At 64.5% G+C, this 22,436-nt stretch carries 19 protein-coding genes; 10 read left to right on the top strand and 9 right to left on the bottom strand.

The window, feature by feature from the left end; translation table 11 throughout:
- Positions 1-13: 13 nt before the first annotated feature.
- Complete coding sequence (locus G3574_RS26400) at positions 14-1,513, top strand: sensor domain-containing diguanylate cyclase (protein ID WP_163968554.1); 1,500 nt, start codon at positions 14-16, stop codon at positions 1,511-1,513.
- A gap of 21 nt (positions 1,514-1,534) precedes the next feature.
- On the opposite strand, the gene G3574_RS26405 is transcribed toward G3574_RS26400, so the two are convergent.
- Positions 1,535-3,079 carry a class I adenylate-forming enzyme family protein gene (locus tag G3574_RS26405; RefSeq protein WP_163968555.1) on the bottom strand — a complete coding sequence of 515 codons (1,545 nt, stop codon included), beginning with the start codon at positions 3,077-3,079 and terminating at the stop codon, positions 1,535-1,537.
- 220 nt (positions 3,080-3,299) lie between these two features.
- The gene (locus G3574_RS26410) at positions 3,300-3,677 is read right to left on the bottom strand and encodes a hypothetical protein (RefSeq protein WP_163968556.1); all 378 of its coding nucleotides are present in this window, start codon (positions 3,675-3,677) and stop codon (positions 3,300-3,302) included.
- Positions 3,678-3,850: 173 nt separating this feature from the next.
- On the opposite strand from G3574_RS26410, the gene G3574_RS26415 reads away from it, so the two are divergent.
- The gene (locus tag G3574_RS26415) at positions 3,851-5,404 is read left to right on the top strand and encodes an aminotransferase-like domain-containing protein (RefSeq protein ID WP_163968557.1); all 1,554 of its coding nucleotides are present in this window, start codon (positions 3,851-3,853) and stop codon (positions 5,402-5,404) included.
- Between the two features lie 60 nt (positions 5,405-5,464).
- Here the strand turns inward: G3574_RS26415 and G3574_RS26420 are convergent, their stop codons facing one another.
- On the bottom strand, positions 5,465-5,830 hold the full coding sequence (locus G3574_RS26420) for a VOC family protein (RefSeq protein WP_163968558.1): 366 nt from the start codon (positions 5,828-5,830) through the stop codon (positions 5,465-5,467).
- Between the two features lie 341 nt (positions 5,831-6,171).
- Between G3574_RS26420 and G3574_RS26425 the strand changes: the two genes are divergently transcribed.
- The gene (locus G3574_RS26425) at positions 6,172-7,953 is read left to right on the top strand and encodes a carboxylesterase/lipase family protein (protein WP_163968559.1); all 1,782 of its coding nucleotides are present in this window, start codon (positions 6,172-6,174) and stop codon (positions 7,951-7,953) included.
- Between the two features lie 94 nt (positions 7,954-8,047).
- On the opposite strand, the gene G3574_RS26430 is transcribed toward G3574_RS26425, so the two are convergent.
- Positions 8,048-9,535, bottom strand: a complete 1,488-nt coding sequence (locus tag G3574_RS26430; RefSeq protein WP_163968560.1) for a leucyl aminopeptidase — start codon at positions 9,533-9,535, stop codon at positions 8,048-8,050.
- A gap of 7 nt (positions 9,536-9,542) precedes the next feature.
- Positions 9,543-11,015, bottom strand: a complete 1,473-nt coding sequence (locus tag G3574_RS26435) for a RimK family protein (RefSeq protein WP_163968561.1) — start codon at positions 11,013-11,015, stop codon at positions 9,543-9,545.
- Positions 11,016-11,420: 405 nt separating this feature from the next.
- Here G3574_RS26435 and G3574_RS26440 point away from each other — a divergent pair, with 405 nt between their 5' ends.
- The 4 genes from G3574_RS26440 to G3574_RS26455 are packed head-to-tail and all read left to right on the top strand — an operon-like array spanning position 11,421 to position 15,351.
- The gene (locus G3574_RS26440) at positions 11,421-12,311 is read left to right on the top strand and encodes a 4-hydroxyphenylpyruvate dioxygenase (RefSeq protein WP_163968562.1); all 891 of its coding nucleotides are present in this window, start codon (positions 11,421-11,423) and stop codon (positions 12,309-12,311) included.
- Positions 12,308-13,213, top strand: coding sequence for a sugar phosphate isomerase/epimerase family protein (locus G3574_RS26445; RefSeq protein ID WP_163968563.1), 906 nt, complete (start codon positions 12,308-12,310; stop codon positions 13,211-13,213). The genes G3574_RS26440 and G3574_RS26445 overlap by 4 nt, the downstream gene beginning before the upstream one ends.
- Before the next feature lie 45 nt (positions 13,214-13,258).
- A complete protein-coding gene (locus G3574_RS26450) occupies positions 13,259-14,119 on the top strand; it encodes a shikimate dehydrogenase (protein WP_328804862.1) in 861 nt (286 codons plus the stop codon).
- Positions 14,116-15,351: an MFS transporter gene (locus G3574_RS26455; protein WP_163968564.1), complete on the top strand. Its 1,236-nt coding sequence runs from the start codon at positions 14,116-14,118 to the stop codon at positions 15,349-15,351. Before G3574_RS26450 ends, G3574_RS26455 begins: the two co-directional genes overlap by 4 nt.
- A 78-nt stretch (positions 15,352-15,429) precedes the next feature.
- On the opposite strand, the gene G3574_RS26460 is transcribed toward G3574_RS26455, so the two are convergent.
- From G3574_RS26460 to G3574_RS26475, 4 genes are all read right to left on the bottom strand, one after another.
- On the bottom strand, positions 15,430-17,088 hold the full coding sequence (locus G3574_RS26460) for a hypothetical protein (RefSeq protein WP_163968565.1): 1,659 nt from the start codon (positions 17,086-17,088) through the stop codon (positions 15,430-15,432).
- A gap of 316 nt (positions 17,089-17,404) precedes the next feature.
- On the bottom strand, positions 17,405-17,746 hold the full coding sequence (locus G3574_RS26465) for a YnfA family protein (RefSeq protein ID WP_163968566.1): 342 nt from the start codon (positions 17,744-17,746) through the stop codon (positions 17,405-17,407).
- A 2-nt stretch (positions 17,747-17,748) separates the two neighbouring features.
- On the bottom strand, positions 17,749-18,273 hold the full coding sequence (locus tag G3574_RS26470; RefSeq protein WP_205609940.1) for a MerR family transcriptional regulator: 525 nt from the start codon (positions 18,271-18,273) through the stop codon (positions 17,749-17,751).
- Between the two features lie 580 nt (positions 18,274-18,853).
- The gene (locus G3574_RS26475) at positions 18,854-19,633 is read right to left on the bottom strand and encodes an IclR family transcriptional regulator domain-containing protein (RefSeq protein WP_163968568.1); all 780 of its coding nucleotides are present in this window, start codon (positions 19,631-19,633) and stop codon (positions 18,854-18,856) included.
- Between the two features lie 217 nt (positions 19,634-19,850).
- On the opposite strand from G3574_RS26475, the gene G3574_RS26480 reads away from it, so the two are divergent.
- From G3574_RS26480 to aroQ, 3 genes are all read left to right on the top strand, one after another.
- Positions 19,851-20,975: a porin gene (locus tag G3574_RS26480; RefSeq protein WP_163968569.1), complete on the top strand. Its 1,125-nt coding sequence runs from the start codon at positions 19,851-19,853 to the stop codon at positions 20,973-20,975.
- A 75-nt stretch (positions 20,976-21,050) separates the two neighbouring features.
- Positions 21,051-21,890 carry a BKACE family enzyme gene (locus tag G3574_RS26485; protein WP_163968570.1) on the top strand — a complete coding sequence of 280 codons (840 nt, stop codon included), beginning with the start codon at positions 21,051-21,053 and terminating at the stop codon, positions 21,888-21,890.
- A gap of 61 nt (positions 21,891-21,951) precedes the next feature.
- Positions 21,952-22,401 (top strand): type II 3-dehydroquinate dehydratase, encoded by a 450-nt coding sequence (gene aroQ / locus G3574_RS26490; protein WP_163968571.1) that lies wholly within the window; start codon positions 21,952-21,954, stop codon positions 22,399-22,401.
- Positions 22,402-22,436: the final 35 nt, after the last annotated feature.

Here is a 22,436-nt window from a genome sequence, read left to right on the forward strand (position 1 = left end):
CGGGCCCTTCCCCATGAACGCCAAGGTGAAGATCGTTTCCTGCGCCGTGCTGATCGTGCTGGTGGTCATCGTGGCCACGGCGGTCGACGTCTGGGCGGATTACCAGGAAACGATGCGCCAGCGGCAGACCGCGGTGATGGACCTGACCCGGGTGGCCGAAAGCCAGATCCGCGCGACGGTCAAGCAGGCCGAGAGCTTCCTGGACGAACTCGGCGACATGATCGTGCGCGAGGGCGGCGCCCGCCACATGGCGGAGCAGCGGCCGCTGAGGATCATGCGCGGCATCTGCAAGGGCGTCGGCGGCTGCAACTTCGTCAGCGTCATCAATGCCCAGGGCGTGTCGGTGGCCAACACGGCGGTCGACGGCGCGCCCCTCATCGATGTCTCCGACCGCGCGTATTTCCAGGCGCCGCAGAAGACGCGGGCGGTCTTCGTCGGCCCGGCGATCGTGGCGCGCCTGCCCGGCAATCCGGTCCAGTTCCACATCTCAAAGGCGGTCTACGACGCCGGCGGCGCCTTCCTCGGCGTGGTGAGCATGGGCATGAATACCGAGCACTTCACGGCCTTCTACCAGCTCATGGGCTTCGCGCTCGGCCCGACCATCACGGTCTTCAACCGCAACGGCGACGTGGTGGCGCGCCACCCCGACATCCGCGAACACATCGGCAAGAACTACGGAAACGGCCCCCTCTTCAGGGAGCAGCTTCCCAAGGCGAACAGCGGCGTCTACGATTCGGTGTCCATCCTCGACGGCAAGACCCGGCTCGCCGCCTACCGCGCCATTCCCGAGTATGACCTCGTGATCTTCGCCGGCGTCGACGAGGCGGTCGCCTACAAGGTCTGGCGCACCCGGACCGAACGCTCGATGGCCCTGGTGGCGTTTGCCCTGCTGGTCATCGCCGGCGCGCTTTTCTTCAGCTTCCGGTCGATCCGCCGGCAGCACATGCTGGAACTGAAGAACCGCGAGCTCGACCTGCTGACCAACATCGACGGCCTGACGGGCCTGGCCAACCGCCGCCGCTTCGACGACGTTCTCCACCGCGACTGGGCGCAGCACGCGCGGACCGGCTCGCCCTTGTCGCTGCTGATGATCGACATCGACCGCTTCAAGAGCTACAACGATTACAACGGCCACCAGGCGGGCGATGAATGCCTGCGCCAGGTCGGCCGGGCGTTGCAGTCGACGCTGCAGCGGGAAAGCGACCTGATCGCACGCTACGGCGGGGAAGAATTCGTCGCGGTCCTGCACTGCGACGACAAGGGCGCGGAAGTCGTCGCCCGCAAGATGCAGCTCGCGGTCGCCGCGCTCGCCTTGCCGCATGCCGGGTCGGACATCGGCACCGTAGTCACGATGAGCATCGGCATCGCCATGGCGAACGGCGCGGGCATGTCCGATTGCGAAGCCTGCATCGAAGCTGCCGACAAGGCGCTGTACCTCGCCAAGGAACGCGGCCGCAACCGCATCGAAGTGCGGCGGACGTCGCCCCAGCTTACCCTCGTGGCAGTCGACTGACGACCTGCCGGCGCCGCGCGGTCATGCCGGCGCGGAGGAATCGTCCAGCTGCGCGCGCAGGGTCGTCTTGACCACCTTGCCGTAATTGTTCTTCGGCAGGCGCTCGACGAAGACATAGCGCTTGGGACGCTTGAACCGGGCGATGCATCCGAGGCAATGCTGGTCGAGTGCTTCCGGCCGGGCCGGGTGATCCGGCTCCGGAACGACGAAGGCGACCACGATTTCTCCCCATTCCGGATCGGGCGCGCCGACCACCGCGACCTCCGCCACGCCCGGGGCATTCAGCAACGCTTCCTCGACCTCCCGCGGATAGATGTTCGAGCCGCCGCTGATGATCAGGTCCTTGCTCCGGTCCTTCAGCGTGAGGAAACCGTCCTCGTCGAGGAAGCCGAGGTCGCCGGTGAACAGCCAGCCGTCGCGGATGGCGGCGGCGGTCGCGGCCTCGTTCTGCCAGTAGCCCGCCATGACGCTGTCGCCCTTGACCAGGACCTCGCCCACCTCGCCAGCCGGCAACTCGCGGCCCTGCTCGTCACCAACGCGGATCCACACCGGCGTCTGCGCCCGTCCGACCGAGGCGAGCCGTTCCAGGAAGCGCGGATGCCCGGTGTCGGACAGCGCCTGGCGCGGCAGGACCGTGCCGGTCATCGGCGTTTCGCCTTGCCCGTAGATCTGTACGAAGCGCGGCCCCATGACGCGCAGCGCGCGCTGCATGTCGGCCACGTACATGGGCGCGCCGCCGTACACGATGGTCTTGAAAGCACGCGCCGCATCCGCCTCGGCCAGGCCGCCGTTCTCTGCATGATCGACCAGACGGTTGACGATGGTGGGCGCGGCGAACATCGACAGCGGCCCGACGCGCGCGCCGAGGGCGAACAGTTCCGCGGGATCGACCCCGCCCGACGCGGGCACCACATGGCGCGCGCCCGCCATGACATGGGGAATGGCATAGATGCCCGCGCCGTGGGACATCGGCGCCGCATAGGCGATCGCATCGCCGGGCGCCACGGCATCGACGTCCACGAAATATCCCATGCCCATGGTCATGAGGTTGCGCTGCGTGATCATGACGCCCTTCGGCCTGCCGGTTGTGCCGCTGGTGTAGAACAGCCAGGCCACGTCGTCGGGCGCGCGTTCCGCCACATCCACGTCGAAGGGCCGGGGATGCGGCGCCAGCCACTCGGAAGCCTGGGGCGAATCGACATCGATCTGGTGGGCCAGGCCGGCGAGAGGAGCGGGAGCGACGTCGGCCGTGACGAAGGCCCAGCGCGCGCCGGCGTTACCGATGATCCATTCGACTTCGCTGGGGTGCAGCTTGGCGTTGACCGGCACGATCACCAGCCCGGCCCACCACGCGGCCCACATCAGCTCGAGATAGCGCGGGTGGTTGCGCATGAACAGGATCACGCGGTCGCCGGGCGCGAGGCCGGCCTGCCGCAGGCGAAGCGCCAGGCCGGCGCTGCGCGCGGCCCACTGGCCGTAGGTGGCGTGGAGCGCATCGCCGTGGAGGATGGCGGCGCGGCCGGGGTCGTGGCGCGCCTGGCGCACGAGGAGATGGGCTAGGGACATGGCAGGAGTCTGATTGTCGTTGTCGTTGTCGTGGGGAAAGCGGACCTGGCTGGCGGGTCGCGGCTTTCCATGCTGGGTCGAGGGTACCTGCAATGGGGGATTGGGGCAAGGTGCTGTCTGCTCGCTGCGAGCGGGGCGTGTTATTGCAATGTTCCGTCATCAGTGACCAATGCTGTCGTCCGCGCACGTCTCCCTGACCACCTCTCCTTGCCCGCCTCCGTCATCCCCGTGTAGGCGGGGATCCCATTGCGGGTTTTTCCTGACGACCAAAATGGGATTGCCGCCTGCGAAAAAATACCGGCGCGCACCCTGCCCAAACCCGCACCACCAGCCGCGCCAGCCAGGACACTTCCGTCGTCAGCCTCTCCTCAATCGCGACCACCCCGCCCCGCGGCGCATGCAGGCGATACCATCCCGCGCCATCGACCAGATGGGCCTCGCCTTCCTGCAAGCGCAGCCGGCACTGCCCCGCGCCGTCGGGCAGCCGTTCGACCACGACGCCCCCTTCCCTGGCCCAGATCAGGCTTCCGCGCTCCAGATACCCAGCCTGCGGCTGTTCCGGCCGGATCTTCATGACATGACGCGATACTTCTGGCATGGCTGGCTCCCTTGAATGACGATGGCATTCATCGTAGCCAGCGGCGAGGCGCTGCCACAGGCACAGCCCGGCGCACGATCCGGCATGACAGGGCGGCGGTCGGGCATCTGTTATGGTCCTGCCGGCGCGAATCTATATCTGTTCAAGCCGGAACGGATGGGCGATGATGCGGCATGGACAATCCGCCCCTGTACCGCCAGCTCGCCGATCATTACCGCGCCGCGATCACCGCCGGAACGATCGCGCAAGGGCAGCGCGTGCCATCGGTGCGCGCGATCATGCGCCAGCACGGCGTCAGCCTGTCCACCGCCCTGCAGGCCTGCCGCCAGCTCGAGCAGGAGGGCTGGCTCGAAGCGCGGCCGCGTTCCGGCTATTTCGCCAGCTCGCCGCGCCGCTCGACGGTATTGCGCCTGCCCGAACCGGATACCGGCTCGACGCCGGACCCCGCCCAGTATGTCGGCATCCATGCCCGCGTCTCGGACTACATCGCGCGCGGACGGGCTTATCCGATCAAGACCAACTTCTCCGGCGCGCGGGCCGCGCCTTCGCTCTATCCGGCGGAGGAACTGCGCAAGGCTGGCGTGCGCGCGTTGCGCCGCGACGCCCACGTGCTGGTGCGGGCGGCGCCGGCGGGCGGCAACCGCCACTTCCGCGCGGTGCTCGCCAAGCGCGCCCTGGAGAACGGCCTGGTCATATCGCCGGAAGAGATCACCGTGACGCATGGCTGCATCGAAGCGCTCAACCTCGCGCTGCGCGCGGTCACGCAGCCGGGCGACACGGTGGCCGTCGAATCGCCGACCTTCTACGGCCTGCTGCAGATCCTGGAAAGCCTGGGCCTGCGCGCCCTCGAAATCCCCACCAGCGCCACCACCGGCCTGTCGATCGAAGCGCTCGAGCTGGCGGTGCGGGCCTACGGCAACATCAAGGCGGTGGTGGTGGTGCCGCACCTGCAGAATCCGACCGGCTCCATCATGCCCGACGCGCACAAGCAACGCCTCGTGCGGCTGTGCGAACAGCAGGCCATTCCCCTGATCGAAGACGACACCTACTCCGCGCTGGCCGATGGCGAAAACCCGTCGACCAGCCTGAAGGCATGGGACCGCAGCGGCAACGTCATCCATTGCGCCTCGCTGCACAAGACGCTGGCGCCGGGCATGCGCATGGGGTGGATGGTCGCCGGGCGATGGCAGGCCCGGGTGGCGATGCTCAAGTATGCGCAGACGCGCGACAATCCGGACTGGCCCCAGGCCACCCTGGCGGAGTTCCTGGAATCGAGCGCCTATGACCGCCATCTGCGTCGTCTGCGCGTGGCATTGCGCCGGCAGCGCGAGCGCATGGCCGAAGCGATCGCGACGCATTTTCCGCTCGGCACGAGGATGTCGATTCCGGACAGCGGCGTGACCTTGTGGGTAGCCTTGCCCGAGCAAGCCTCGTCGAGCGAAGTCTTTGACGCGGCGCTCCTGCGCGGCATCCTGTTCGCGCCGGGAAGCGTGTTCTCCAATTCGGACCGCTTCGAGCACTGCATGCGGATCAACTGCGGCGAGCCATGGAGCGAACAGCTCGACGATGCGGTACGCACCCTGGGCGAGCTCGTGCGCGACGCGGGCAACGCCGGCAGGAGAAAGCCGGGAGCCTTGCGGCCGGCCCTCATGCCCGCCCCCGTTCCCGCGCCGGCAACCTTGGGGGCAACGGCAACGTGGTTCGACGCCATCGGCGACGACTGCTGAGTTTACTTCAACGCGTGAAGCGGTCCGCTTCCTTGCTAGTCCTGCGTCGATCAGCCCCGATTACCGGACGCTGCCGGCATCGAAATGCGGATTCTCGATGATGCCGAATCGGTTTCCGAATGGATCGACCACCGATCCCACCTTGATGCCGCCACCCACCTCGGTGACCGGATCGAGCGGACTGGCCCCAAGCTCCACGAGCCTGGCGAAAGCCTGCGAAGCATCCGCGACGCCCCATAGCGGCTGCGGTCCCGCCACGCCGGACTGGCTATCGGGAATCAATCCAAGCTCGAATCCGCCGACGTTGAACCCGACATAGAAAGGCTCATCGAAGTAAGGCGCCGAATCAAGCACCTGGCCGTACCACGCTTTCGCGGCGGACAAGTCGTTGACCGGATAAATTGCGGTGCGCAATCCGAGGATCATGGTATCTCCAGGCTAATCAGTGGCGGAAATCGCCGGCCACATTATGACCCGAATGGCTCAATGATTATTGTTCGGTCCATGTCGCGTATTGACCTGGAAATTCAGGCATCGACCCGTTGCGGGAAATGCCTGGCTTCTTGGGATGCGTGGAAGAAAAAATCCCTTCGCCGCAACACGCTCGGACCGGTGATGCGCCACGTTTCATTACGACAGGAAACATGTTTGCGCGGGCCTTTAACCGTTGGTTAGTAACTTGATATAACTCTACATCAGTGCGCGCGAAGCATGATCTTCTCTCAGGCGGGCGTCACTGCCCGCACACCACCTATAAGGAGACATGCATGCTCGACAAGGCCCCCCGGGCGACGGCCATTGCCCTATCGCTCTTCTTCCTCGCGGCGCAGGCAGCCAACGCCGACAACAATGCATCCAGCCGTGACGATCACTGGCCGCACCAGACGTTGCGCAGCACCGAATTCGGCCAGGTCAACGGGAAGGAAGACGACGCGTCCCACACGCTTTCCTGGAAAGGCATTCCCTATGCCAAGCCGCCCGTGGGCGACCTGCGCTGGCGCGCGCCCGTCGATCCCGACAAGTGGAGCGGCGTGCGCAGCACGCAGCAGTTCGCCAATGCCTGTTCCCAGTACGGCCGCATCTACGGCCCCGGCGCCAACAACCGGTATGACGCGACGATCGGCACCACGCTGAACCAGGCGGTCGGCAATGAAGATTGCCTCTACCTGAACATCTGGCGTCCGGCAAACGGCAAGACCGACCTGCCGGTGATCGTGTTCTTCCACGGCGGCAGCAACGTTTCCGGCTATACCGCCGACCCGGTCTACGACGGCGCGACCCTCGCGCGCACGACCAACTCGATCGTGGTCACGCCCAACTTCCGCCTCGGCATCCTCGGCTTCATGGACCTGCCGGCGCTGAAGGCCGGCGCCGATGCCGACACCGCCTCGGGCAACTTTGCCATCCTCGACAGCATCCGCTCGCTTGAATTCGTCCAGCGCAACATCGCCAATTTCGGCGGCGATCCGTCCAACGTGACGATCATGGGACAGTCGGCCGGCGCGATCAACGTCTATGCCTTGCTCACCTCGCCCAAGGTGACGGCCGCGCAAAGCAAGCTGTTCCACCGCGCCGTACCCCTGAGCGGCGGACTGTCGCTCGCCGTCGACCTGCCGGCCGGAGCCATTCCGACCATGTCGCCGGAAACCACGTATGCCAGCCAGGGCCGCGCGCTCGTGGCCAACCTGATGCTCGATGACGGCAGCGCCGCCAACGCCACGGAAGCGCAAGCCAAGGCCAGCCAGATGACGGATGCGCAGACCGCCGCCTACCTGCGCTCGAAGACGCCTTCGCAATTGTTCACGACGCTGCTCACCAGGCTGTCCCTCCTCGGCCTCTCCGGCTCCGGCCCGATTCCCGAAGGACATACCGTGGCGCTGGATCCGGTGAAGTCCATCACGCAAGGCCAGTATCTCAAGGTCCCCGTGCTGGCCGGAAACACCCGCGACGAAGGCAAGCTCTTCCCCTCGTTCCTGCCGCTGGTGGGCGGCAGCGGCAGCGCGCGCAAGGTGACCGATGCGCAGCTCTTCGCGACCCAGTTTGCCTATAACGCGAATGCGCCGGCACAGATCACCATCGACCAGTGGATCACGCCGGGCTACCTTCCGGTCGATGCCCCGGTGACCGGCTTCACCGCGCGCGCCGAGACCTTCAACCGCATCTTCTTCCTCGCGAGCCGGGACAACATCCTCAACGCGCTGAAATCGGTGCAGCCGAGCGTCTGGTATTACCGCTTCGACTGGGACAAGGAACCGGCGCCATGGAACGACATCTACGGCGCGGCCCACCTGTTCGACCTGCCCTTCGTGTTCGGCAATTTCGGACCGTCGCTGATGGGCACCATCCTCAGCACCAACGCCAACGAAGCGGGACGCCTCGACCTGTCGAACGCAATGATGAAGACCATCGGCGCATTCGCGAAGAAGGGCGACCCGAACAACGACGCGCTCGACGCCTACTGGCCGACCTGGCCGAAGGGGTTGATCTTCAACGCCACCAATACCGCGAAGAAGATCGAGGTGCAGACGATCACGCCTGCCATGCCTTGATGCCTTTGACCTGAGGCCGCGGGGGCGTTGCGCCGGTTGCAAGGCGCAACGCCCCCGCATCGTTTCTTTCCGTTCCCTTCAGTCCGCTCCGCCTTCATCGCCTGGAGCGATCCACGAGGAAATGCGCAAGAAGAGGCACCGGTCTGCCGGTAGCGCCCTTGCCCTCCCCGGTCCTCGACGCCGTCCCCGCGATGTCGAGGTGTACCCACGGATAAGGACTGGTGAACCGCGACAGGAAGCACGCGGCAGTGATCGCGCAGTCGCCGCGCGGGCCGACATTCGCGAAATCCGCGATGTCCGATTTGAACATGTCCTGATATTCGCGCCATAGCGGCATGTGCCAGGCGCGGTCCCAGGCACGATCGCCGGCCGCGATCACCTCGCGCGCAAGCGCGTCGTCGCCGGAGAATACGCCGGAGGCGATCTCGCCCAGTGCGACCACGACCGCGCCCGTGAGCGTCGCGACATCCACCAGGACCGCAGGCTTGTACCTCTCCGCGTAGGTAAGCGCGTCCGCGAGAACAAGGCGGCCCTCGGAGTCGGTATCGAGTATCTCCACGGTCTGGCCTGACATCGTCGTCACGACATCGCCCGGCTTCACGGCATTCCCATCGGGCATGTTTTCCGCCGCCGGAATGATGGCGACCACGTTCAGCGGCAGCTTCATCAGCGCTGCCGCGCGCATCGCGCCGAACACGCTCGCCGCGCCGCACATGTCGAACTTCATCTCATCCATGTCCGAGGCGGACTTGATGTTGACGCCGCCCGTATCGAAGGTGATCCCCTTTCCGACGAGGACGACCGGCTGCGCGTCACGTGCACCGCCACGGTATTCCATCACGATGAGCCTGGGCGGCTGGCGGCTGCCCCTCGCGACCGCGAGGATCGTGTTCATGCCGAGCTCCTCGAGTTTTTTCTCGTCGAGGATGGTCACCACGAAGCCGTGGAGGCGGCCGAGCTCTTCTGCCTGCCCGGCCAGGTAGACCGGAGTGCACATATTGCCGGGCAGGTTGCCGAGGTCCTTGGCGAGCATGACGCCCGCGGCAATGGCGACTGCCTGGTCGATAGCCGCTCCGGCCGCGACCGCTTCCGACGGGTCCGCGACGTGCAGGGCCACGATCCCGAGAGGACGCTTCGGTTTCGGCGCGGTCTTTAGCTTGTCGAAGCGATACATGGCGTCCGCCACGGCAAGCACCGCCTGCTCGATCTTCCATGTGCCATCGCGGCCGTTCACCGGAAGCTCGTTGAAGCAGAATACCGCCTCGCCGGCGCCCGTCGTGCACAGCATCCTCGTCGCCGCGCAGAGCGCCGCGTGAAAGCTGCTCTCGACGAAATCCTGCTCCGCGCCCAGGCCGACGAGAAGCACGCGCTCGGAAGCGACGTTCGACATGCCGGAAAGAAGCAGCGTCGTGCCGAGTTCGCCGTCGAGGTCGCCACGCTTCAGGGCTTCATCGAGGGCGTGGCCTGATGCGCTGTCGAGCGCCATCGCAGCCGGCGTAAGCTTGCCGCCCTCGTACACGCCGGCCACGATGCAACCCGTGTGCTCCTGTTCGAGCCTTCCGCTCTTTACAACGAAGTTCATGATGCGATCAGGGCGCCTGATGTTGAGCAACGCCGGCCCGGGTCTCCGCGATACGGCGGGCAAACACACCCAGGATCTCCCGGTAGAGCCCCTCGCCCAGCACCTGGTCCTCGTTGCCAGCGTCGATGTTCGGATTGATGTTCACTTCGATCAGGTAGATGCGGTCCCCGACCTGCTTGAGATCGGCACCGTAGAGCCCGCGGCCGATCAGGTTGGCGGCCCGTACCGCCGTGCTGATCACCTGCCCGGGCACCTCGCCGATCGTGGTCGCTTCGGTCTTGCCTTCGACTGGCTGCTCCTCGCCTTCCAGTTTGATGATTTTCCAGTGGCCAGGCGCCATGAAGTATTTGGCGGCAAAAAGCGGTCGCCGGTCGTAAACCCCGACGCGCCAGTCGAAGTCGCTCGGCAGCCATTCCTGGGCGATGAGGAGCTCCGATTGGCTGAAGAAGCGCTCCGTTTCCTTGCGCAGATTCTCTTCGGACTCGATCTTTACGACGTCCAGCCCGAAGCCGCTGTCCGGCAGCTTGAGCACGCACGGCAATCCCAGCGTCGGGATGATTTCCTGCACGTTGTTGCGGTGGACGATGAGCGTGCGCGGCGTGGCGATGCCATGCCGGTTCAGCAGCTCCTGCATGAACACCTTGTTCCCGCATTTGAGGACAGACTCCGGGTCGTCCACGACGGGCATGCCAAGCGACTCCGCCTTGCGCAGGAACTCGTAGATGATGGCTTCGCCAGGACTCGAGCGGTTGAAGAGGGCGTCGAATTCGTCGAGGCGATCCAGCGCATCGGGGCCGATGAGCTCGGCATCCAGTCCGACGAGCGGCGCCGCTTTCAGGAATCGCTGCAGCGCTTCCTCGTTGGACGGCTTGTGCACTTCGTCGGGATCCCAGAGGACGGCCAGTCGCGGCCTGCCCGCTTCGGCGCCGCGCCGCCTGGGAGCCGGGCTGTCGCAGATGAACGATTGCACTGCCTCCAGCAGGAGTGCGCGATCCTGCAGCGGAATATCGGCAAGGCCGATGGCACGCAGGGAATCGAGTCGCCAGCTTCCTTCCGAGTGGACGAACAGCACGCGCAGCAGCGGCGCACGCACCCTCGCGAACAGTTTTTCGGCGAGGGCTTCGTGGCTCGGATGCCTTCCGAAGTAAATATCGAGTTGAAAACGCTCGCTGTCGTTGTGATGCAGCGTCTCCTGCACCAACGGCTGGAACTCGGCCGCGAGCGCTCGCAGGAAACCTTCGGACCTGAGGTTTTCGATGGTCTTTACATCCGCGACGGGGCGTTGACCACGGGCCTCGGCGAGGAGCGACACATAGTATCCGCGTCCCTGGTAGCGGCCGGTGCGGCACAGGTTCAGCACTTGCACGGCGCCCGCGCTGCCGTTCTCAGGTTCGGCGAGGTAGCGGCGCGCCGTGACGGCGGTAGCTCCCGCGATTTCGAACCACTCATGACGATGATCAGTGACGATGAACGTTTTCATTCAAGGACGGCCTCGGCGTGCTTGATGCGCGGATCCCTTCCTGGCAGGGATCATGTGCGTTCCATGTACGCTTCGTATTGGGAAAGGTACTTAGTGGAGTTCGCCGAATGGCGTTTAGTTCCGGTTAACATTTCCCGCAATGCATTGCATCGTGGAATGTCGCGGCCGGGCATGGTCTTCGGAAGCAGGGTGGATGCGCGGACCTTGGCGCGAGGCGTGCCGGACGCTTGACCTACCGTCTTTTCCGGTCGCCCTTACCCTTGCACCCCGCGATGACAAAACAAAACCGCCATTTCCAACGCTTATCGCCCTCGATGCGCGATAAGCGCCCAAGCAGGCGATTACCGCTCTTCTAAGCCGCACAACCCCTCGCTATACTGGTTCGCACAACGAAGGAGGAGCACCATGTCCCTGCACGAGACGACACCAGAGCCCACCAATCCGCTGGGCATCGCCGGCGTGGAATTCATCGAGTATTCGACGACCGAGCCGCTGGCGCTCGGCGCCCTCCTGGAACGGTTCGGCTTCGTGCTGGTGGCGCGCCACCGGTCGCGCGAAGTGGTGCTGTACCGCCAGGGGTCCATGAATGTCGTGGTGAACGCCGATCCCTCGGTGGCCGTGACGACGTCGCTCGACAAGCGCACCGTCACCTTGTCCGCCATCGCCTTCCGCGTGCGCGACGCCGGCCTCGCGTATCACTACGCGGTCGAGCGCGGCGCCTGGCCGATTCCCACCCGCGCATCCGCCATGGAGCTCAACATTCCCGGCGTGCATGGCGCGGGCGATTCGATCGTGTATTTCGTGGATCGCTACCAGGACTTCTCGATCTACGACGTGGATTTCCGTCCCGTGCCGCATGCCGACATGCAGCCGCCCGCGCTGGCCGGCTTGCACTTCTTCGGCGTGGTGCAGGCGGTGATGCGGGGCCGCAGCCTGGAGTGGGCGGACTTCTACGCCCAGCTCATGGGCTTCACGGAACTGCCCAACGGCACCTACTTCGGCGTCGTGCCAAAGGGCATCCTCCTGCAAAGCCCCTGCCGGACGTTTTATCTGCAGCTCATCGAACCGATCTCGGATGCGGAAGAAATGCATTGGGAAGAAGACCTGATCCGCGTTGGATTGGGTACGCCGGACGTACCCGCCGCGGTGCAGGCCCTGCAGAAGCGCGGCGTGGTGTTCATCGACCGCGATCCGGTACAGCCGACCGAGAAAGGCGCATTGACGCAACTGTTCAAGGGCGGCGTCAGTTTCGAACTGGTGCGCAGCACCGAAAGCCATGACAAGGAGACGCGATGAATCCGAGCAATTTCGGCATGGACACGATCACCCTCGCCGGTCCTCTCGAAGCGAAGCTGCGGGCTTCCCGCGCGGCGGGCCTGACGCAGATCATGCTGTGGGCGCGCGACCTGGCGGGCCATCCGGAAGGCATCGACGCCGCGGTCAGGCTGGTCCGCGAGAGCGGCCTGCGTGTGACGGGCATCCAGGTGATGCGCGACTACGAAGGCCTGTCCGGCACCCTGCATCACTACAAGGTGGACATCGCGCGCAGCATGCTGGAAATCTGCCATGCGGTCGGCGCGCCGCTGCTGATGGTGTGCTCGTCCACGTCGCGCCATGCCAGCGCCGACCACGGCAAGATCGCGGGCGACCTGGCCAAGCTCGCCAACCTCGCGGTGCCGATGGGCGTACGCATCGGCTATGAAGCCTTGTCCTGGGGACGGCACGTCAACGATTACCTCAGCTCCTGGGAAATCGTGGACGAGGCCAACCATGCCAACCTGGGGGTCGTGATCGACTCGTACCACATCCTGGCGAACGGCTCCGCGCTCGACGCGCTCGATGGCATTCCCTCGCACAAGATCGCCCTGGTGCAGTTGTCCGACTTCATGTGGCGCGAACTGCGTTCGCCGGAAGAGCGCCTCGAAACGGCGCGGCACCTGCGGGTGTTTCCCGGCGAGGGAGAACACTCCGCCGAGTTGTCGGAACTGCTGCGCCGCCTCTACCGCGGCGGCTACCGCGGCGACTACAGCTTCGAAGTCTTCAATGACGATTATCTGCAGATGCCGCCGGAGGCGGTGGCGAAACGCGCGCTGCAGTCGGCGAAATGGGTGACCGACCAGGTCTTGCGCAGGAGCCTGCGCGTGCGCGAAGGCGCGCTCTTCAACGCGGTGGAAACCCACCTCGTCCCCGCGCCCTGATACCCGGGGCTCACTGCCTCTTCAAAACACTTTCAAGGAATCATCGTGGCTGACAAAAAGCTGCTGCTTGGCCTCATCGGCGCAGGCATCCAGGCATCGCTGTCTCCGGCGCTGCACGAGCAGGAGGCGCGCCAGCATGGACTGCGCCTGCATTACCAGATCATCGACCTCGACAAGGCGGGCGTCGGCACCGAAGCCCTGCCCGGCTTGCTGAAGGCCGCGCGCATCATGGGATTCGCCGGCCTGAACATCACCTATCCCTGCAAGCAGGCCGTCATTCCGCTGCTCGACGAACTCTCCGACGAAGCGCGCGCCGTCAATGCCGTCAACACCGTCGTCATCCGCGACGGCCGCCTCATCGGCCACAACACCGATGGCTCGGGCTGGACCTGGGGCTTCCGGCGGGCCTTGCCCGACGCGGCGCTCGACCGGGTGGTGCTGCTCGGCGCGGGCGGCGCTGGCGCGGCGATCGCCGACGCGGCGCTGCGCATGGGCACGAACGAACTGGTCATCGTCGATCGCGAGGCCGAGCGCGCGGAGGCGCTCGCGGTCAGCCTCAACAAGCTGGGCCACAAGGGACGGGCGAAGGCCGGCAGCGACATCGCGCAAGCCTTGTCCGGCGCCAGCGGCCTGATCCATGCCACGCCAACCGGCATGGACAAGTTGCCGGGACTTCCCTTGCCGGCCTCGCTGCTGCGGCCGCCGCTGTGGGTCTCGGAGGTCGTGTATTTCCCGCTGCAAACCGCCCTGCTGAAGGCCGCGCGCGATGCCGGCTGCGCGGTAGCCGATGGCGGCGGCATGGCGGTCGGCCAGGCGGTCGGCGCATTTCGGCTCTTCACCGGCCTGGAGCCTGACGTCACGCGCATGGACAGCCACCTGCGGGCGCTCGTTCGCGACGGCCGATGAAGCCGGCGCGGCACGCGGTGCCGCCATCAGCTGCCGCGCCGGGCGGCGCGCTGCAAGGCATCCTGCCGGCGATCGCCCTGGTGCTCCTGTTCGCCTGCCAGCCGATCGCCACCGATCTCTACCTGCCAGCGCTGCCGCGTCTGGCGCAGGAATTCGAGGTCACGGCAAGCCGGGTGCAGACTACGTTCACGGTCTACCTGTTCGGCTTCGCATTGGCGCACCTGGCGCTCGGATGGCTGCCCGACCGGCTTGGCCAGCGCAAGGTCCTGCTGCATGCGCTGGCCTTGTATGCCCTCGCCAGCGCGGTAAGCGCGACGTCCGGCCAGCTCTCCATCCTGCTGGCCTGTCGCACGGTGCAAGGCGTGGCCACCGCGCTCAGCGTAATTTGCGCGCGTTCCGTGATCCGGATGTTCTTCACGCCCGACCAGGGGCCGGGCATCATGGCCAAGAGCCTGACGGGCATGGCATTGATCGCGATGGCGAGCCCGCTGATCGGCGGCGTGATCGTCACCAGCCTCGGCTGGGGCGCAACCTTCCTGGCGCAGTCCTGCTTCGGCGTGCTTGCCTGGCTGACGGTTTACCTGTCGATCCAGGGCACCGGCCCGAGGCCCGCCGCCAAGGCGGGCGTGCCGGCGTCGGCCATCCTGCGCAACCGGCAATTCCTGTTTTCCTCGCTGCTCGCCGGCGCGAGTTTTTCCAGCGTGCTGTGCTTCCTGCTGTTGTCGCCGTTCATCTTCATCCGCCAGTTCCATCTGTCGGCCTGGGCGTATGGCTGGATTCCGGCCTGCTGCTCGCTGTTCTTCTTCCTCGGCACGGTACTGTGCCGGCGGCGCCTGCACCGCTATCCGCTGGAACGCGTGATCAAGGCCGGCGCATGGCTGACGGTGGCGGGCGCGACCTGCCACGCCGCATTCTGGCTTGCCGGGTGGAGCAATCCCTGGACCATCCTGTTCGCGCAATGCCTCTTCATGCTCGGACATGGCACCCACCAGCCATGCGGCCAGGCAGGGGCCGTCCTGCCCTTCCGCGAGAACGCCGGCCGTGCCGCCGGGTTTTCCGGCTTCGTGATCACGACGTCGGCCTTCCTGGCGACACAGGCCGCGGCATCGAGCGCCTTCGCCTCCATTTCCACGCTGGTGCTCGCCACCTGTATCGGCGCGGGCATCGTCGCCTCGCTTGCGTGGTACGCCTTGCCGCGCGCCATCATGGCGTCGGGGCGCGGCAAGGATTGACCGGCGACGAACAATCAACGCCATTGTCGATGAACAACCAGGACAATCAAGACGCGAAGCGGTAATCGAACCCTGACTTTACCTGCTTTGTGCAACAACGCCTTGCTGGCATGTAGCCGGCGGCAGTGGAATTTTAAAAACGTAGCTGCCTCCCGTTAACGGGGTCTTGGTCGTGGTCGAGACGCAGTCGCAGTTATCCGGATCGCAGCCGGCATGGTTATTGTCAAACCCCGATGCCCCCCAAAGGTTAGCCGTGGTGTTTCCGATAGTCGGTGTGACGGTGACCTGAATGTCGAACGTCGACTTGCCCACGCGCGTATCCGGGCCTGCCTGCCACAAAGCGGTATGAACTGCATCGGTGAATGCGCCGACTGGTCTTTGGCCTTGTTGTGGATTGGTACCCGTGTTGTCCCCGAGCTGGGCTCGGCACACATCTTTCGCCGTCTGTACGTGACTGGTGCAATTGCCGCCGGCATCCGGTTCCTCGCCCCCGGTACAGTATCTGTAAGTCCACATTGCACCTTGATTGGTGGTTTGGCTAAGTTCGAGTTCGACAGGGGCGACGGTGGTCTGTGTCGTATTGTTCCACGTCACGCCCGTGGAAAGGCCTGCACCCGGCCCCATTCCGTTCACGATCACCATCCCCCCTAGAGTGAAACTGAAGCCGGATGTATACGTTGTCGCCTGCCCCTGCTGCGCAGGAGGTTTTGCGTTGGTCTGCGCAATGCTGCCGCCATTGAGCGGCACCATCTCGACGCTGTACTGAAGCGGATAGTTGATGTAACGGCAGATGTCGGCATTGTTCGACCACGAAGAAGGTGAGCTGCAGTAGTTCCGTTGAGGATCGTCCTGCCAATTCACGACCACATATTCATCTCTGTCCTGGTCAAGGTACATGGATGTCGAGCCCAGCTCGGTCGCGGCGCTCTGGAATTTGGCGTTGGTCGCGGTCCAGTCAGCCAGTGCCGTCACCATGTAATAGTCCGAGGTGAGGCCCGTTCTGACGTCCATAGCGCAACTATGCAGCGCGTAGACGTTGACAGTGGTGTTGTACACGCCGGAAGCACTATTTTGCTGAAAAGTCGTTGTCTGCACGGGAGTCGTTTTCCAGTCGACATTTTGGTTTGTTCCCTGCAGCGCCCGGCTGCTCGTCGCCGGCAGGCGCGACAATTCGGCCACGGTGAGCTCCACGGCCTTCTTGTGGGCTTGTTTGTTGTCCTGCAGACCCGTGGGATCGGGTTCGCCCTTCGCGGTCCGCAGGGGACTGAGGTTCACCTGCGAAAGCAGTGTCGTGACGGGAATGCGGTTCTCCTGGCGAACGGAATAAGCCAGTACTCCTCCAGCATCCTTTGAATCGTAGGTAATGCCTGCACCGATGATTCCGTGCAAGGCTGCGATATCCTCCATCGTGGCGTCAAGCAGCACGATGGCATGCCCGGCGCGGTAGGTCGCTTTAAGTTCGTCGTTGTGGCTTTGCGGCAGGGTCGACATCATCCTGCCTTGAAGCACGATCGGCGAGTCCTGCCGCAAGGTAAATGGAACCATCTTCACCTGTTGCGTTATGTCGGCTGCGATGATGCTGTCAATCAAACCGAGTTGCCGGACCTGCGGATTGGAACTTGCCTGGGGCGGTTGGTCGTTGTTGCTGCCCCCGCACATCACGAGGATGGCAGCCGCAACAAGGGCAGCAAGGATGCGGCCCGCCGTTTTGTATTGAACCGTGCGTCGGTTTGCCAAGGGTGCCTCCGGTACATTGAATGGCCCGTATCTTCCATGCGAGTCGCCGGGGCGCCCCCAACAGGCAATCGCCAGCATGTTGATTGCAGGGGAAAACCAAATTGCACAAAGGAGATGACGCAAGGAGTCTTCTGTCGGAAGTCGACGGCATCACCGCTGAAAAGAGCAGCGCGGGTTGGTTACCGATGCCAGCCGGGCAGAAGCATTCAATCTAGTGCGGGCTGCGTGCGCAACCAAGGAAACGGCAGAACAATCCTTAATGCGACTGATATTTCACAAAGTTCTTGGGTCGGTTGCATTCGGTGCCACGCAACTATCAAACAGGCCTTTGACCCAGTGCGATGACACCAGCGCCACAGAGGGCAAGACCGACCCCGGCCGCGTCAGTCCAGCTTGGAGAAACGCCATCGACCAGCCATAGCCAGCCGAGGGCCGTTGCAATGTAGATGGCGCCATACGTTGCATATACGCGCCCGCTTGCCGCCGGGTGCAAGGTCAGCAGCCAGACGAAGATCACCAAGCTGAGCGCCGCCGGCAGCAGCAACCAGATGCCTCCCTTGCCCGTCAGCCAGAGCAGCGGCAAATAACATCCAACCAGCTCAGCAATCGCTGTAGCGAAGAACAATCCGAACGTCCGCGCAACTCCTGTCCATTCCATGCCTATGTCCGCCTGATCTGTTTGAAGGCGGCGGATTCCACAGGCTTTGATCGTTTCTCCGGTTTCGCCGGTGCCGCGCCGCATCCTTGACCGGCGGCCAGCCCGGCAGGGGCCGCAGCGGACAGATCTTCAATGATGTTGCAATCCCTGGTAACGCCCTGGCAGCAGGCCTCATCGCAGCTGGCGACGAATGCCATCAGGCTTGCTTCAAGCTGCCGCATTTCCTCGAGCCTGGCGCGCACGGTGTCGAGATGCGTTTGTGCCAGATTCCTCACCTCGATGCACGAGCGGTCTCCGTCTTCGAAAAGCTTGACCATTTCGCGTACCTGTTCGATGGGAAAGCCGAAGTCCCGGCAACGCTTGATGAAGGACAGCCGCTTCAAGTCTGCATCCCGGTAATAGCGCCGGCCGTTCGCCGAACGCTGAGCCAGAGGTAACAAGCCAATTTCCTCGTAGTAACGAATGGTCGGCACGTTGGTATTCGTCTGTGTCGCCAGTGCGCCGATGCTTAAGCCGGATTGCAGCATGTGGATATCCATCAAAAACCCCTTGCTCCTAAAGTTACTTGAGGATGTACCTTTATTGCAAGCACAACTTCGCTGCTTCTTCTCAAGGAAAATCATGGACGGGAAACAAATGAAGGGTGGTTCAACGGCTGTAAAGGCAGGAGCCGCAGGAGCGGTGGGCGTCGCGTTGGCGGCGTGTGCGCCATGTTGCGCTCCTTTGCTCGCGCCACTGGTGGCATGGTTCGGCTTGTCCGGTCTTGGCATGGCGGCGACCGGCCGGTATGTGGAGATCGCAGCCGGCTCAGCGTTGGTACTTGGCGGACTATTATTGCTTCGCCGTCGCAAAGCAAGAACCCGGGCGGCCGCATGTCCCGCGAATGGCGCATGTGGCTGCAGCGGAAGTTCCGGGACTTGATTCTTCCATCCCACCACATGCCGAGGATCGGCGATTGGCGGATGCTTGATATCTCCAAGTCTAGGCAGCTTCTTGCGCGGAGCGGAAATCCGGTCTCCTCGAGCCCATCAACTTCAGCGTCATCAATGGTTGTTTGGAAGCACATTGCTGCCAATGCGCCGCCGACTTGCCCAGGCGCATGCGTACTCAAATCCACATCATGACGGTGTTGGCGGTCGATTGCAGCAGCGGCACGCAGCGCGCGACCGCCTCGGCGCGCGACGACCCGGAAACGCTCATCGACACGCTGAGCGCTCCCAGCACCACGCCGTGCCGGTTCTTCACCGGCACGGAGATGCCGCGCAAGCCGATCTCGAACTGGTTTTCCGTCACGGCGAATCCCTGGTTGCGGATGGTCATCAGCTCCTGGAGCAGCTCATCCTTGCTGGTGACGGTCATGTGCGTGTAGGGCACCAGCTCCATGGTCTCCAGCATGGCGTGCAGCACCTCGTCGGGCAGCGCAGCCAGCAGTACCCTTCCGGCGGTCGACGTGAAGGCCGGAAGGCGCGTGCCCGGCTCGAAGCCCGTGGTGAGCAGGCGCGGCGTATTGACACGGCTGACATACACCACTTCATTGCCGTCCAGCACCGAGAAGTTGGTCGACTCCTGCAGTTGCTGAGTGAGACGCTGCAGGAAAGGCTGGATGGAGCGCGGCAGCTTGGCTGATTCGAGGTAGGAGCGCCCGAGGTTAAGCACCTTGGGCGTGAGCCAGAACACCTTGCCGTCGGTTGCGGCCATGTCCGCGTGCACGAGCGTGAGCAGGTAGCGCCTGGCGGCGGTGCGGCTCAGGCCGAGGGTGCGCGCCACGTCGCTGGGCGTCAGGCGCGGCGCGTCCTGGGTGAAAGCCATGATGACTTCCATCCCCTTCAGCAAGCCTTCGATGATGTCTCGCTTCTGCACTTCCATGTCCAGCGGCTTGGGATCCATCGCAGATTTTCCTCAAAAACGGCGATATGCGTTCGCACTGCGCGATTAGCGGCCAATAGAGCGAATAGCGCACTTTTTCTTCAATTTGGGCTTGAATATACTGCATTCACATCAAGCGCGCATCCCGCCCGATTCTTGAAAACCCGCGATGGAACAAGGGCAAACCGGGGAAGCGAACAAGAAAAAATTTTCCACCTTCCAACTTGGAGAGAAGACAATGAAGCTCCGGAACGCCGTGTTCCTCGGCCTTGCCACCGCTGCATCCGCCGGCCTGGTCCACGCACAAACCAACGTCTCCCTGTACGGCGACATCGACGAATACATCGGATACATCCGCAGCAGCACCGGCCAGCACGTGGTCGGCCTGAACGACGGCGCGATCTTGCGCAGCCGCCTCGGTTTCCGCGGTGTGGAAGAACTGGGCGGCGGCCTGCAGGCGAAATTCCAGCTCGAGCAGGGCCTGAACGCGGACACCGGCACCTTCGCCGATTCCACCCGCCTGTTCGACCGCCAGGCCTGGCTGGGCATCGGCAATTCGACGGTCGGCGAGTTCCGCTTCGGCCGCCAGAACACGGCCATCTTCTTCATCGGCGGCGCGATCGACTACACAGAACGCACCACCTTCGGCTCCATCATCAACACCTTCGGCGTGCCCTCGCGCTACGACAACGACATCTCCTGGAAATCGCCGCGCTGGGCGGGCGTGCAGGTGGAACTGCACTACGCGCTCAACGAGACGCCGAACGCGCAGGGACGCGGCGTGGCGCAGCTCGGCGTGGACTATGCCAACGGCCCCTACCGCGTCGGCTACGCCGGCCTGTCGGCACGCCCGCAGCCCACCGCCACCATCGACGAGCGCGTGGTCTATCACAACGTGTATGCCAACTACGACTACGGCAAGGGCAAGGTGTATCTCGCCGCCGTGCGCAGCAACAACGTGACGGCATCGGCGGCCGGCAATGATGCGGCGGCCATCCTGAACAACGTGTCAAACCCCGCCAACACCTTCGCCGGCACGGACCCGAACGTGCGCCGCTTCTACAACATCTGGCAGGTGTCCGCCGATTACCGCGTCAGCCCGCAACTGCGCGTGGGCGCGCTGTACGGCGGCATGCGCGACACCACCGGCAACGGCGCGGGCGCGCGCGGCGGCAACGTCGGCGCGTACTACGACCTGTCGAAGCGCACCACCTTCTACGGCTTCGCAAACTACATGAAGAACGAAGCCAATGCCGGATTCCGCTTCAGCGGTTCGGCCGGTCCGTCTGCCAACCTGGCCGGCGGCGACATCAATGGCCAGAGCCTGACCGGCCTGCAGTTCGGCGTACTGCATCGCTTCTGATGCCCGCCCGGAGGCATGCCGCAAGGCGGCGCGCCTCCCGCCATTGCCCTTGCATTCATCCTTGCCGGAGTCATCATGAAGCCAGTCGTCATCGCGGTCGCCATCACCGGATCGGTGCCGCGCAAGAAGGACAACCCCGCCCTGCCGGTCACCGTTGCCGAGCAGATCGAGTCGACGCATGCCGCCTATGAAGCGGGAGCGACCCTGGTGCACGTGCACGTCAGGAACGACGATGAAACCCCGTCTTCCGAGGCGAACCGTTTCGGCGAGGTGCTGGAAGGCATCCGCCGCCATTGCCCCGGCATGATCGTGCAATTCTCCACCGGCGGCCGGGGCCGCGACCAGAATGCCCGCGGCGGCGCGCTGGGCCTGCGCCCCGACATGGCGTCGCTGGCGACGGGCACGGTGAACTTCCCCAGCATCATCTACGAGAACGCGCCCGCGCTGGTGGAGCAGCTTGCCGCCGCGATGAAGGAACACCACATCCTGCCGGAGATCGAGATCTTCGATCTTTCCCACCTGTACGCCATGCAGCGCCTGATCGGGATGGGCCTCATCAACGACCGCCCCCACGTGCAGTTCGTCATGGGCATCAAGAACGCCTTGCCCGCCGACGAATACGTGCTGGATTGCCTGCTGTCGACGCTCAAGCGCCTGGCGCCGAACGCCACCTGGACCGCGGCCGGAATCGGCGCGACCCAGAGCCAGGTCATCGAATGGGTATTGAAGCGCGGCGGCGACGCGGTGCGGACCGGCATGGAAGACAACATCCGCATCGACCGCGACCGGCTCGCATCGGGAAACGCCGAACTCGTGCAGGTCGCCGCCGCCTTGTGCGACAGGCACGGCGCCCGCCCCGCCACGCCGGAAGAGGCGCGCCGCGCGCTGGGCCTGCCGCTGGCGATGCCTGCCTGACTTCCAGCCGTTAGAGCCTCTAGAGCCTTCCCAGCCCTCCATGCCCATCCAGGAACAACCGATGAAGATCCTCATGCTGCACGGCATCAACCACAACATGTTCGGCAAGCGCGACCCGAAGCAGTACGGCACGGTCACGCTCGACGACATCAATGCGCAGCTGGCCAGCCTTGCCGGCGAACTCGAGGCGCAGATAGCCCATTTTCAGACCAACAGCGAGCAAGAGATGTGCGAACGCATCCACCAGGCCTACGCCGACGGCGTGGATGCGGTGCTCATCAATGCCGGCGCATGGACCCACTACAGCTACGGCATCCGCGACGCCCTGGCGATCCTGACGGTGCCCGTCGTCGAGATCCACATGTCGAACATCCATGCGCGCGAAGCCTTCCGCCACCATTCCGTCTTCGCCGACATCGTGAAGGGGCAGATCTGCGGCTTCGGCGTCGACAGCTACCTGCTCGGCCTGCGCGCGGCGGTTTCCGCGGCCAGGGCCACGGCGGACACCTGACACCACCAACGGGCCGCCGGAAAAATCCGGCGGCC

Origin of the sequence: Noviherbaspirillum galbum (assembly GCF_010974945.1) — a bacterium.
Lineage (GTDB): Bacteria > Pseudomonadota > Gammaproteobacteria > Burkholderiales > Burkholderiaceae_D > Noviherbaspirillum > Noviherbaspirillum galbum.